The sequence below is a fragment of the Paractinoplanes maris genome (genome assembly GCF_023544465.1).
GTDB lineage: Bacteria > Actinomycetota > Actinomycetes > Mycobacteriales > Micromonosporaceae > Actinoplanes > Actinoplanes maris.
Genome location: NZ_JALPVL010000003.1, coordinates 110,982 through 124,168, shown reverse-complemented (window position 1 = coordinate 124,168; position 13,187 = coordinate 110,982). Strand labels below are relative to the sequence as shown.

Sequence of the window (13,187 nt, the reverse complement as noted above, 5' to 3'; positions counted from 1 at the left end):
GGCCACCGAGGTACCCGCGACGACCCTGCCCGAGCTGCTCGGCGCGGCTGTGCGCGCCCACCCGCAGCGGACCGCACTCGTCTTCGAGGGCCGGAGCCTGACCTACGCCGAGCTGGACGCCCGGGTGGCGGCCCTGGCCGGATGGCTCCGCCGGCAGGGCGCCGGGCCCGAGACCGTGGTCGCGGTGGCGCTGCCGCGCGGCCTCGACCTGGTCGTCGCCCTGCATGCCGTGCACCGGACCGGCGCCGCCTACCTGCCGCTCGACCCCTCCCATCCGCGGGAGCGCACCAACTTCCTGCTCGCCGACTCCGGTGCCACCCTGGTCGTCGACGCCGAAACCGTGCACCACACGGACGACCCGCTCACCGAAGCGCCGGCTGTCACCGGAAGCACGGCCGCGTACGTCATCTACACCTCGGGCTCGACCGGTCGGCCCAAGGGTGTCGTGGTGCAGCACCGGTCGATCGTCAACCGGCTGCTGTGGATGCAGTCGGCCTTCCCGCTCGCCCCCGGGGAGCGGGTCCTGCAGAAGACACCGGCCGGCTTCGACGTGTCGGTCTGGGAGTTCTTCTGGCCGCTTCTCACCGGGGCCACGCTCGTCGTGGCCCGCCCCGACGGGCATCGCGATCCCGGCTACCTCAGCGAGGTCATCGAGGCCGAGCGAGTCACCACCGTCCATTTCGTACCGTCGATGCTCCGCGCGTTCCTGGCCGCGCCCGAGGCCGCCACGGTCACCACGCTGCGCCGGGTGATCTGCAGCGGCGAGGCGCTCCCGGGCGACCTGGCTCAGCGCTTCGGTGTGGTGCTGCCCGGCGTCGAGCTGCACAACCTGTACGGCCCGACCGAGGCGGCCGTGGACGTCACGTATCACCCGGTCGACGTGGCCGGTGACGGCCCGGTGCCGATCGGCCGGCCGGTCTGGAACACCGAGGTCCACGTGCTCGACCCGTGGCTGCGCCCGGTCCCGGCCGGGATCGTCGGCGAGCTGTATCTGGGCGGTGTCCAGCTGGCCCGCGGCTATCTGGGCCGGCCCGGCCTGACCGCCCAGCGCTTCGTCGCCCACCCGTTCGGGGCTCCCGGGGAGCGTCTCTATCGCACCGGCGACCTCGCCCGGTTCACGGCCGGCGGCCTGGAATACGCCGGGCGCACCGACGACCAGGTGAAGATCCGGGGCCAGCGCGTGGAACCGGGCGAGATCGAGGCCGCCCTGACCGCCCGGCCCGGGATCGAGGCGGCCGCCGTGGTCGCCCGCGACGACGGACCGGCCCGCCGGCTGGTCGCCTACGTCGTCGGCGACGGCTCGGTCGACCTCACCGGGACGCTGCCCGAGCACCTCATCCCGGCCGCCTTCGTACGCCTGGCCGAGCTGCCGCTGAGCCCCAACGGCAAACTCGACCGCCGCCGCCTGCCCGCCCCCGACTTCGCCGCGACCGTCGGCGGTGACGAGCCCCGCAGCCCGGCCGAACACGAGTTCGCCGCTCTGGTGGCGGGCGTCCTCGGGCTGGACCGGGTCGGCGTCCGGGACGGGTTCTTCACGCTCGGCGGCGACAGCATCCTCGCCCTGCAGCTCACCGCCCGCGCCCGCGCGGCCGGGTGGCGGCTCTCGGCCCGCGATGTCTTCGCCCGCCCGACGGTCGAGGGCCTGGCCGCGATCGCCACCCCGCTCGGCGGTGAGCCGGTGGCAGCCGGGGACGGCTGGGGCGAGGTGCCCGCGACCGCCTTCATGCGCGGGGTGGACGCCGCCGATCCGGCCCTGAGCCAGTCGATGCTGATCGACCGGCCGGCCGGGCTCGAAGCGAGGCTCCAGGCGCTGCTGGACCACCACGACATGCTCCGCGCCCGGTGGACCGGCGACGGTTTGCACGTCCCGCCGCCGGGCGCTGTCCGGGCCGCCGACGTCATCGGCGGACGCCTGGACCCGGCGGCCGGCCGGATGGTCGCGGTGGAGCTCCGCGGCGACCAGGTGCTCCTCATGATCCACCACCTGGCCGTCGACGCCGTCTCCTGGCCGGTCCTGCTCGAGGACCTGGCCACCGAGGGGCCGCTGCCCGCCGTCGGCACGTCCTTCCGGGCCTGGGCGCGGGCCGTCGCGGCTCTCGACCGCCCGGCCGAGCACCCGTACTGGGACTCGGTCTTCGACGGACCGGCTGCCCTTCTGGGTGACGTGGCGCTGGACCCGGCCGTGGACACGCTCGGGACGCTCGGCCACGTGACGGTGCGCGTGAAGGCCGACCCGGTGGTCACCGCGCTGCCGGCCCGGTTCCGGGCCAACCCGCAGGACATCCTGCTGACCGGGCTGGCGCTGGCCGCGGGCGGGGACGTGCTGGTCGAGCTGGAGGGGCACGGCCGGGCCGAGCAACTGGTGCCCGGGGCCGACCTGTCGCGCACGGTCGGCTGGTTCACGACCTCGCATCCCGTACGGCTGACGGCCACCGCGAAGGCGCCGATCAAGCACGTCAAGGAGGTGCTGCGCGCGGCCCCGGACGGCGGCATCGGATACGGCCTGCTGCGGCGGGACGACCCGCGACCGCCGATCCTGTTCAACTACCTCGGGCGCACCGGCGACGGTGACGACGGCCTGCGTGGCGATGCCGGCGATGGAGTGCCCGCCCGGCACGCCCTCACCGTCGAGGCCACTGTGGCCGGTGACGAGGTGGTGCTCTCCGCGGCGTACCCGCGCCGGGTCCTGACCGAAGGGGCGGTGCGTGGGCTGCTCGAAGCCTGGACCGCCGCGTTGGCCACGCTGGCCGATGAGCCGGGCGGCCTCACGCCGTCGGACGTGCTGGCCGGCGTCGACCAGGCCGCCCTCGACGACCTCGAGAGCCGGCACTCGGGCCTGACCGACGTGCTACCGCTGACGCCGCTGCAGGAGGGGCTGTTCTTCCTGCACACGCTGGACGGGGCGGGCGACGTCTACACGGTTCAGCAGCAACTCGACCTCGACGGTGAGCTCGACGCCGACCGGCTTCAGGCGGCGGCCGCGCGGCTGCTCGACCGGCATCCCAACCTGCGCGCCGTTTTCACCACCACCCCGTCCGGTACGCCGGTGCAGGTGATCCCGGCGGCCGGGGCCGCGCCGTTCCGCCTCGAACAGGTCGCCGGGAAGGAGGAGGCCGACCGGCGGGCCGACGAGGAGCGGGTCCGGCCGTTCGAGCTGGAAACCGCGCCACTGCTGCGATTCCTGCTGCTGCGCCTGGCCGACGACCGGCACCGGCTCGTGCTCACCCAGCACCACCTGCTGGTCGACGGCTGGTCGGGGCCCCTGGTCGCCCGGGAGCTGCTCACCGCGTACGCGGGAACCGCACCCGCCCCGGCCCGCCCCTACCGCGACTTCCTGGCCTGGTTGGCCACCGCCGACACCGAGGCCGCCCGCGAAGCGTGGCGAGGCGCCCTCGACGGCCTGGCCGAGCCGACCCTGGTCGCCCCCGGCGTCAGCGGCCGCCCGGCCCGGCTGCCCGGCGAGGTGACCGATCAGCTGCCACCGGCCGTCGTCGAGCTGGCCCGGGCCCACGGCATCACGCCCAACACGCTCGTGCAGGCGCTGTGGGCGGTGCTGCTGGGCCGGCTCACCGGCCGCGACGACGTGGTCTTCGGCGCCACCGTGAGCGGGCGGCCGCCCGAGCTGACCGGCGCCGACGAGACGATCGGCCTGTTCATCAACACCGTTCCGGTGCGGACCCGGCTGCCGGCCGGGGAGAGCTGGACGGCGTTCCTGGCCCGGCTCCAGCAGGAGCAGGCGGCGCTGCTCGCCCACCAGCACCTCGGCCTCGCGCCGATCCAGCGACTGGCCGGGGTCGGCGAGCTGTTCGACACGCTGGTCGTCTTCGAGAGCTACCCGGTCGACGGGGACCGGCTCGACGACAGCCAGCGCGCGGCCGGCCTCAAGCTGTCCGGGGTCACCGGGCGCGACGCCACGCACTACCCGCTCACGCTGGTCGCGGCGGAGGACGAGGGCCTGCACCTGGCCCTCGAATACCGGCCCGACGTGTTCGACGCCGCGACCGCGCGGCTGCTGCTCGACCGGCTCGTGGCGCTGGCGGCCGAGGTGGTGGCCGACCCCGCTCGGGCGGTGGACCGGGCCGACGCGCTCACCGCCGCCGAACGCCGCCGGGTGCTCGTGGACTGGAACGAGGGCTCGGTGCCGGTCGCCCCGGCGACCCTGCCGGAACTCGTGGCGGGCTGGGCCGCGCGCACACCGGACGCGACGGCGCTAGTCGTAGGAACGCGCCGGTGGACCTACGCCGAGCTGGTGGCCGAAGCGTCCTCGCTGGCCGGGACGCTGGCCGGGCTCGGTGCCGGCCCCGGCGGGATCGTCGCGCTGCTCCTTCCCCGGGGGGAGCACATCGTGCCGGCGATCCTGGGCGCGATGGGGTCGGGCGCGGCCTACCTGCCGATCGATCCCTCGTATCCGGCCGCCCGGATCGCGGCCATGCTGGCCGACGCGCGGCCGGTGGTGACGCTCGCGGTGGCGTCCACGGCGGACCGGCTGCCGGCCGGCGCGCCCCGGGTCCTGCTCGACGAGACCCTGCCACCGGTGCGGGCCGTGCCACCGGAGATCGGCCCGGACCACCCGGCGTACGTCATCTACACCTCCGGATCGACCGGGCGGCCCAAGGGCGTGCTGGTTCCGCACCGCACGGTGGTGAACCTGCTCGCCAGCCACACCGACCGGATCCTCGGTCCGGCCTCGGAACGGCTAGGCCGGCCGTTGCGGGTCGCGCACAACTGGTCGTTCGCATTCGACGCCTCCTGGCAGCCGCTGCTCGCGGTGCTCGGCGGGCACGAGCTGCACCTGGTGACCGAGGAGCCGCAGCACGACCCGGCGCTGCTGGCCGCCCTCTTGCGGGACAACGGGATCGACGTCGTCGAGGTCGCCCCCTCGCACCTCGACCAGTTGCTGGCGGCCGGGTTCGACGCGGCCGGGCTGGCGGTGCTCGGCGTGGGCGGCGAGGCGGTGCCCGACCAGCTGTGGGCGGCCATGGCAGCGTTGCCGGACACGGAGTCGTACAACTTCTACGGCCCGACCGAGTGCACGGTCGACGCCGTGGTGCAGCGGGTCAAGGAGGTGCCGCGCGCGCTGATCGGGCGGCCGGTGGCCAACCTGACGCTCTATGTGCTCGACGCCCGGCTGCGGCCGGTGCCGCCGGGGGTGGCGGGGGAGCTGTACATCGGTGGCGCGCAGGTCGCGCTGGGCTATCTCCACCGGCCGGGGCTGACCGCGGAGCGCTTCGTGGCGGACCCGTTCGGGCCGGCGGGCGCGCGCCTGTATCGCACCGGCGACGTGGCGCGGTGGACGCCGGACGGGCGGATCGACTATCTGGGCCGCTCCGACGACCAGGTGAAGATCCGCGGTCACCGGGTGGAGCCGGCTGAGGTGGCCACGGTGCTCGGCGACCATCCGGCCGTCGCGCAGGCGGTGGTGGTGACCGACGGCGGGCGTCTGGTGGCCTACGTCGTCGGGCCGGTCGATCCGGCCGAGCTGCGCGCTTGGGCCGGCGACCGGCTGCCGTCCTATCTGGTGCCGGCGGCGGTCGTCGGTCTCGAGGCGCTGCCGCTCACGGTCAACGGCAAGCTCGACCGGGCCCGGCTGCCCAGGCCCTCGTACGCCGTGACCGGCCGGCCGCCGTCCGGCGCTCAGGAGGAGCGGATCGCCGCGCTCTTCGCCGAGGTGCTCGGCCTGCCCGCCGTGGGCGCCGACGACAGCTTCTTCGACCTGGGCGGCGACAGCATCTCGGCCATGCGCCTGGCCGGCCTCGCCCGCACCCACGGGATGGCCCTGAGGCTGCGCGACCTGGTCGCCCTCCGGACGGTCGCCGCCCTCGCGGCCGGCGCACCCATCCCCGGCAACGCGTCATCCACCGGTCCCGCCGTGCCTGCGGGGACCGGGTCGATCGGCCGGGAGACGTCATGAGGCCGGTTGAGCTGCTGCGCTGGGCGGTGCGGGACTCCGCTCGCGGGCTGACCGCCTCGGGGATCGGCGGGCTGGGATATCAGGCCGGGCTGATCCTGCTGCCCTGGTGTCTGGGCCGGGCACTCGATGACGGCATCACCACCGGGGACACGCCCGCCCTGCTGGGGTGGGCGGGGGCGACCTTCGCGGTGGCGGTCGCGCTGACCGGCGCCGAGTTCGCGATGCGGTGGTGGGCCACGCTGGCCGGCCTCCGCACCGGCAACCGGCTGCTGCTGCGCCTCGCCGAGCGCGTGCTGGGCTGGGACTCGGCCACCGCGCACCGGTTCGGCGCGGGGGATCTGGTCACCCGGGGCACCCGGGACGTCGAACAGGTCGCCGGGTGGCTGGCCACCGTGCCGTCGCTGCTCAGCGGGATCCTCGGCTTCGTGGCCGTGCTGGTCGTGGTGGCCACGCTCGACCCGATGCTGGCGATCGTCGGTCTCGGCACGGTGCCGCTGCTGCTCGCGGTCAACCTCTGGTATCCGCGGCGCTACGAGAACGCCAACTCCGCGCTCTCGGCCGCACACGGGGCTCGGGCCGACGCGGTCGAGGACCTGCTCTCGGCCGGCACCGCCGTCCGGGGGCTGGGCGGTGAGACCGTCCTGGTCGAGCGCCATCACCGGGCGAGCGCCGTCGTCCGCGACCGCACACTGGCGCTGGCCCGGGTCGCGGCCGGCTGGGCGGCCGGCGCGCCGTTCGTGCCGTGGCTGGCCACCGCGATCGGCCTGGCCGTCGGGGGCCTGGCGGTGCTCGACGGCCGGTTCTCGGTCGGCGGCCTGGTGTCGTTCGCGAGCTGGATGGCGCTGCTCGGGCGCCAGGTGATGATGCTGACGTTCCGGTTCAACCAGCTGGGCGACGCCTGGACCGCGGCCGGCCGTATCGGCACCGTGCTGACCGCCGAGCCGGCCCGGCGCGACCCGGCCAAGCCGGTCCCACTGCCGCACAGCCCCGCCGATGTCGCTTCGCTCCCCGCGGATGAGCGAATGTGCAGGAATGGCAGCCATCCGAGCGCAGACGGCAAGGGTGCACCGAGTGTTACGTCAGTCCAGGACGGGACGCTGAGCGTTTCATCAGTCCGGGGCGGGACGCTGAGCACCCAGGGCCTGAGCGTCGAGCGGGACGGCCGGGAACCGCTGCGGCTGCCGGATCTCCAGGTCGCGCCCGGGGACTTCGTGGCGGTCGTCGGTCCGGTCGGCTCCGGGAAGTCCACACTGCTGAGGTTCCTGGCCCGGATCGAGGACCCCGCTGCTGGAACGATCCAGTACGGCGGAGTCGATCTGCGGGAGGCCTCCCTGGCCGAGGTGCGCGACACCATCACCCTGGTCGGGCAGCGGCCGCTTCTGCTGAGCGGCACGATCGCCGAGAACCTCCGCCTCGGCCGCGCCGCGATCACCGGCGAGCAGCTGCGGGACGCCTGCCGCACGGCCGGGATCCTCGAGCACATCGAGTCACTGCCGGACGGCTTCGGCACGGTGGTCGGCGAGCGCGGCAGCACCCTCTCGGGTGGCCAGCTCCAACGGCTCGCCCTCGCCCGCGGCCTGCTGCGCGGGGCCCGGGTGCTGCTGCTCGACGACGTCACCTCGGCCGTCGACGCCGGCACCGAGCAGCGCATCCTCGACGGCCTCCTCCGCGAGAACGTCACCGTCGTCTTCGCCACCTCGCGCCCGGCCGTCGCCGGCCGCGCCACCCGGGTCATCGACCTGGGCGCCCCGGACGACCACCTCGACGCCGAGCTGGTGCGTCATGGGTGACATCCGGCTGCTCACCGACGAGCCCGACCAGCGGCACGTGCTGCGCCGGGCCTGGCCCCAGCTGCGCGAGCATCGCCGGGCCATGGCCGGTGCGGTGGCGGTGAACCTGCTGGCCACGCTCTCGCTCACGCTGGTGCCGGTGGTCATCGGCCGGGCGGTGGACGAGTTGCTGGCCGGCGACCGCCGGGGGCTGCTGGTCAGTGCCGCGGTCGTGCTCAGTCTGGTGGTCGCGCGCACGGTCCTGCTGCGATGGTCGGAACTTCTGCTCACCCGGGTCGGCGAGCGGGTCGTGCACAGCCTGCGCGACCTGGTCGTCGAGCGGCTGGGGACGACCTCGCTGCGCTTCCTGGAAGCGCACCGGGGCGGCGACCTGCTCCAGCGGGCCACCGTCGAGGTCGCCGAGCTGGCCACCTTCGTGCGCAGTCAGCTGCCCGACCTCATCTCGCTCAGCGGATACCTGCTCTTCAGCGTCGTGGTGCTGCTCTCGTCGTCGTGGTCGCTCTTCACCCTGCTCGTGCTGGTCTTCGCGCCGCCGATGTGGTGGCTCGGCCGCCGCTTCCGGCGGGCCGCCCAGCAGGCCTACCCGGCCGAGGCGGCCGCGCAGGCGGCAGTCACCGCCACCTTCGCCGAGAGCCTGCTGGCCCGCGAGCAGCTGCAGCTCGACAACGCCACCGGCACCTGGCTCGACCGCCTGCGCGCCGACGCCGACACCTATCTGGACCGGGCCCGGACAGCCCAGCGCGGCGCCAACTGGATCGACGCCACCTGGATCGTGCAGGGCCTGACCACGGCGGCGCTTCTCGTGGCCGGCGGGATGCTGGCCGCCGAGGACGTCGTCACCGTCGGCGTGGTGGTCACCTTCGTGCTGGCCAGCCGTGACCTGTTCGCCTCGGTCGACGACTTCACGCTGGTCGCCGGCGAGATGCTCGAGTCCCGCGTGGGCCTGGCCAGGCTCCTCGACCTCCTCGACGCCACCGCACCTCGCACCGCGGCGGCGGGCCGGCTGACGGCCGGCCGGGCGGAGATCGTCCGAGGCCGGGCGGACGAGGAAGCGGCTGGCGAAGTCAAGCCACGGCCGGCGGAGGGGACAGCTGGGTCGGCTCGGCGAGGGCGGGCCGCCGCTGGGCTGACGGTGTCCGGGGGAGAGGTGCGGCGCGGGCCGGACGCCGCCGGGCTGACGGCTGAGGCCGTCACCTACAGCTATCGGCCCGGGGAGGCCGTTCTGCACGGGATCAGCGTGGGCTTCGCGCCCGGGGAGCACGCCGGAATCGTCGGGGAGACCGGCTCGGGCAAGACCACGCTGGCCAAGCTGCTCTGTGGGCTCTATCTGCCCGACGGCGGCACTGTCCGCCTCGGTGGTCGGGACCTGTCGGCCCTGGACGCGACCGAGCTGCGGCGGCGGCTCGTCCTGGTGCCGCAGCAGGTGCACATGATCGCCGGGACCCTGGCCGACAACCTGGCGCTCGCACCGGGACGGCCCGGCCCGGCGGACTTCGCCCGCGCCGCCGGGCAGCTCGGGCTGGACGCCTGGGTCGCCGGCCTGCCCGACGGCTTCGACACCGCCCTGGGCCGGCGCGGGGAGCGCTTCTCGGCCGGGGAACGGCAGCTCGCCGGCCTGATCCGGGCCGCGCTGACCGACCCCGAGGTGCTGATCCTCGACGAGGCCACCGCCGACCTCGACCCGGCCACCGCGCACCGCATCGAACAGGCCCTGGCCCGCCTGCGGGCCGGCCGCACGGTGCTCGTCATCGCCCACCGCCCGTCAACCATCGACCGCCTGCCCCGCGTCGTGCGCCTGCACGCCGGCCGGCTCACCCCGGAGGACTGATGACCGTCATCGACGTCGGCGGGTGCCGGCTGCATTACCAGGAGACCGGCGACGGGCCCGGCGTGCTGCTGCTGGCCGGCACGGGTGCCCGCGGCCGCACCTGGCACCTGCATCAGGTGCCGGCACTGGTCGCCGCCGGCTATCGCGTCGTCACCTTCGACGCCCGCGGCCTCACCCCCAGCGACACCCCGCCGGTGGTCACCATGCCCGACCTGGTGGCCGACGCCGCCGGGCTCATCGAGAAGCTGGGCCTCGGCCCGTGCCGGATCGCCGGCTCCTCGATGGGTGCGCGGGTCGCCGCCGAGCTGTGCCTGCACCGGCCCGATCTGGTCGACCGGGCGGTGCTGATGGCCACCTTCGACCGGCCCAGCGCCTTCCTGAGCGCGATGTCGCGGGCCGAGCGCGCGGTGACCGGCCTGCCGGGCGAGTATCTGGCGGTCGTCCGGGCCGCCGTCAACCTGTCGCCGCGCACGCTGGCCGACGACCGGCAGACCCAGGACTGGCTGGACGTCTTCCAGATGCCGCTCGGCGGTGACCCCGGCGGCACCCCGAGCCGGCTGGAGGCCGGCCAGGACGACGACCGCCTCCAGGCGTACGCCGAGATCGGAAAACCGTGCCTGGTGCTGAGCTTCGCCGACGACCTGATCGCCCCGCCGCCGGGCGGGCGCCGGATCGCCGGCGGGATCCGGGGCGCCCGCTACGCCGAGATCCCCGACGCGGGCCACTACGGCTATCTCGAACAGCCCGACCGGGTCAACACCGCCCTGGTCGCTTTCTTCAAGGAGCAGCTATGACCACCGCTCGCGAGGTCGAACTCGTCTGGCACGACCTCACCCCGCGACTGCTCGAAGTCGTGCGGGTGAACCACCTCGGCCCGCGCATGGTCCGGATCACGCTCGGCGGTGAGCAGCTCGACGGGTTCAGCTACGCCGCTCCCGACGACCACGTGAAGGTCTTCTTTCCCGAGCCCGGCGCGGGCCTGCCGGTGATGCCGACGCTCGGCGAGGAGGGGCTCGAACCGCCGCCGCCCGGCTCGCCCCTTCCGACGTTCCGCGACTACACGATCCGGTTCCTGCGGCCGGAGGCGCGCGAGCTCGACATCGACTTCGTGCTGCACGGGCACGGGCCCGGCGGCAGCTGGGCGGCCGCCGCCCGGCCCGGCGACAAGGTGGGCATCCTCGGCCCGCGCGGCTCCACCATGGTCCCGTTCACCTTCGACTGGTATCTGCTCGGGGCCGACGAGACCGCGTTGCCGGCCCTCGCCGCCTGGCTCGAGCAGCTGCCCGCGGGGGCACGCATCCAGGCGTACGCCGAAGTGGCCGACGCCGACGACGAGCAGAAGCTCGCCGGTGAGGTCCGTTGGTTGCATCGCAGCCGCGGGGAGTCGCTCGAGAAGGCCGTGACCGCGCTGGAGTTGCCGCCCGGCGACGGGTACATCTGGATCGCCGGCGAGGCGACCGGGCTCAAGCCGATCCGCCGCCACGTGCGCGCCCTCGGGCACCCGCGTGACCGGGCCGAGATCGACGGCTACTGGAAGCGCGGCACCGTCAACCTCGACCATCACGACGACGATGAGTAGCCCACTGCCCAGCCTGGCGCCGCACACCCTGCTGGTGTTCCTGCTGCAGGTGTCGCTGCTGCTGTTGGTGGCGCTGGCCCTGGGCCGCATCGCCGTGCGGCTCGGCCTGCCCGCGCTCGTGGGCGAGCTGCTGACCGGCGTCGTCCTAGGTCCGTCGCTGCTCGGCGCGCTCGCCCCGGGCGCGTTCGGCTGGGTCCTGCCGGCCGACGCCGCGCAGCTGCACCTGCTCGACGCGGTCGGTCAGTTCGGGGTGCTGCTGCTCGTCGGCGTCACCGGCGTCCAGCTCGACGCGGCCATGCTGCGCAAGCGCGGCGCCACCGGGGTGCGGGTCAGCCTGGCCGGGCTGCTGCTGCCGCTCGGGCTCGGCATCGCCGCCGGTTCCCTCGTGCCGGCCGCCCTGCTCACCGAGGGCACCGGACGCGGCACCTTCGCGCTGTTCCTGGGCGTCGCGATGTGCGTGACGGCCATCCCGGTCATCGCCAAGACGCTGTCCGACATGGGACTGCTGCACCGCGACATCGGCCAGCTGACGCTGGCCGCCGGGATGGTGGACGACGCCGTCGGCTGGTTCCTGCTCTCGGTGGTCTCGGCGGCGGCCACCACCGGCGTACGGGCCGGGGCGGTGTCGCTGTCGCTGGTCTCCCTGATCGGCTTCGTCATCGCGGCACTCGTGATCGGCCGTCCGCTCGTGAGGTGGGCGCTCGAGCGGGCCGGCCGGGCCTCCGACGGCGGCCCCCGGATCACCACCTCGGTGGTCATCATCCTGCTCGGCGCGGCCGCCACCCACGCGATGGGCCTGGAGGCACTGTTCGGCGCGTTCGTGGCCGGCGTCCTCATCGGTCAGGCCCGGGCGGCCGAAGAGCCCGACCCACGCCCGGACCGCTCGATCTGGCGGGACCTCGCCCCGCTGCGCACGGTCGTGCTCTCGGTCCTGGCACCCCTCTTCATGGCCACCGCCGGGCTGCGGATGGACCTGACCGCACTGGCCGACCCGCCGGTGCTGCTGGCCGCGGTCGCCCTGCTCCTCGTGGCGGTGATCGGCAAGTTCGCCGGTGCCTACCTCGGTGCGCGGGCCAGCCGGCTCTCGCACTGGGAGGGCATCGCGCTCGGCGCCGGCATGAACGCCCGCGGTGTGGTCGAGGTGGTCGTGGCCGCCACCGGGCTGCGGCTGGGAGTGCTGTCCATCGCCACCTACACCGTCATCGTGCTCATCGCCGTTGTCACGTCGGTGATGGGCCCGCCGATCCTGCGCTGGTCGATGGCCCGCGTGCAGCCGAACGAGGACGAGGCGGAGCGTGGCCGCGCGCTCGCCCTGGTCACCACCGGAGGGACATCATGACGGGGATCGCGCTGGTCACCGGGGCCGGGCAGGGCATCGGCCGGGCCGTCGCGCTCGCCTTCGCCCGGACCGGGATGCGGGTGGCCGCCGTCGACCTGAAGGCGAACGACGCCGGGCACGACGGCATCACCGCCTACGCCGCCGATGTGGCGTCACCGGCTCAGGTCGACGAGGTCGTCGGCGAGGTCGAGTCGAGCCTCGGCCCGATCACCGTCCTGGCCAACGTGGCCGGGATCCTGCGCGCCGGCCCGGTCGTCGAGATGTCCGATCTGGACTGGCAGGACGTGTTCGCGGTCAACGCGGGTGGCGTCTTCCACGCCAGCCGGGCGGTCGCCCGGCGGATGGTCGCGCGGCGGGCGGGCGTGATCGTCACGGTCTCGTCCAACGCGGCCGGCGTGCCCCGGGCGGGCCTGGCCGCGTACGCCGCCTCGAAGGCCGCCGCCACCGCCTTCACCAAGAGCCTGGGTCTCGAACTGGCGCCGTACGGGATCCGGTGCAACGTGGTCGCCCCCGGGTCGACCGACACCCCCATGCAGCGGGCCCTGTGGACCGAGGCCGGCCCGGATCCGGTCATCGCCGGCGATCTGGCCACCTACCGCACCGGTATCCCGCTGGGCCGCATCGCCGAGCCGGAGGACGTGGCCGATGCCGTCCTGTTCCTCGCCTCCGACCGGGCCCGGCACATCACCATGCACGACCTGTACGTCGACGGCGGAGCCACGCTCCGGGCCTGAGACACC

General features: G+C 74.6%; 7 protein-coding genes and 1 pseudogene. All 8 read left to right on the top strand.

Features of this window, described 5'->3' with window-relative positions; translation table 11 throughout:
- Position 1 precedes the first annotated feature (1 nt).
- A pseudogene (locus NAG42_RS45475) lies at positions 2–1,396 on the top strand (amino acid adenylation domain-containing protein); the annotation flags it as partial.
- An 87-nt stretch (positions 1,397–1,483) separates the two neighbouring features.
- Entirely contained in the window at positions 1,484–5,911 is a 4,428-nt protein-coding gene (locus tag NAG42_RS45470) for a non-ribosomal peptide synthetase (protein ID WP_438872393.1), read from the top strand.
- Positions 5,908–7,701: an ABC transporter ATP-binding protein gene (locus tag NAG42_RS09335; protein WP_250029473.1), complete on the top strand. Its 1,794-nt coding sequence runs from the start codon at positions 5,908–5,910 to the stop codon at positions 7,699–7,701. The genes NAG42_RS45470 and NAG42_RS09335 overlap by 4 nt, the downstream gene beginning before the upstream one ends.
- Complete coding sequence (locus NAG42_RS09330; RefSeq protein WP_250029472.1) at positions 7,694–9,529, top strand: ABC transporter ATP-binding protein; 1,836 nt, start codon at positions 7,694–7,696, stop codon at positions 9,527–9,529. Before NAG42_RS09335 ends, NAG42_RS09330 begins: the two co-directional genes overlap by 8 nt.
- On the top strand, positions 9,529–10,323 hold the full coding sequence (locus tag NAG42_RS09325) for an alpha/beta fold hydrolase (protein WP_250029470.1): 795 nt from the start codon (positions 9,529–9,531) through the stop codon (positions 10,321–10,323). The genes NAG42_RS09330 and NAG42_RS09325 overlap by 1 nt, the downstream gene beginning before the upstream one ends.
- Positions 10,320–11,108 (top strand): siderophore-interacting protein, encoded by a 789-nt coding sequence (locus tag NAG42_RS09320; protein WP_250029469.1) that lies wholly within the window; start codon positions 10,320–10,322, stop codon positions 11,106–11,108. The genes NAG42_RS09325 and NAG42_RS09320 overlap by 4 nt, the downstream gene beginning before the upstream one ends.
- Positions 11,101–12,447, top strand: a complete 1,347-nt coding sequence (locus NAG42_RS09315) for a cation:proton antiporter (protein WP_250029467.1) — start codon at positions 11,101–11,103, stop codon at positions 12,445–12,447. The genes NAG42_RS09320 and NAG42_RS09315 overlap by 8 nt, the downstream gene beginning before the upstream one ends.
- Positions 12,444–13,181 carry a 2,3-dihydro-2,3-dihydroxybenzoate dehydrogenase gene (locus NAG42_RS09310; protein WP_250029465.1) on the top strand — a complete coding sequence of 246 codons (738 nt, stop codon included), beginning with the start codon at positions 12,444–12,446 and terminating at the stop codon, positions 13,179–13,181. The genes NAG42_RS09315 and NAG42_RS09310 overlap by 4 nt, the downstream gene beginning before the upstream one ends.
- The last annotated feature ends 6 nt before the right edge of the window (positions 13,182–13,187 follow it).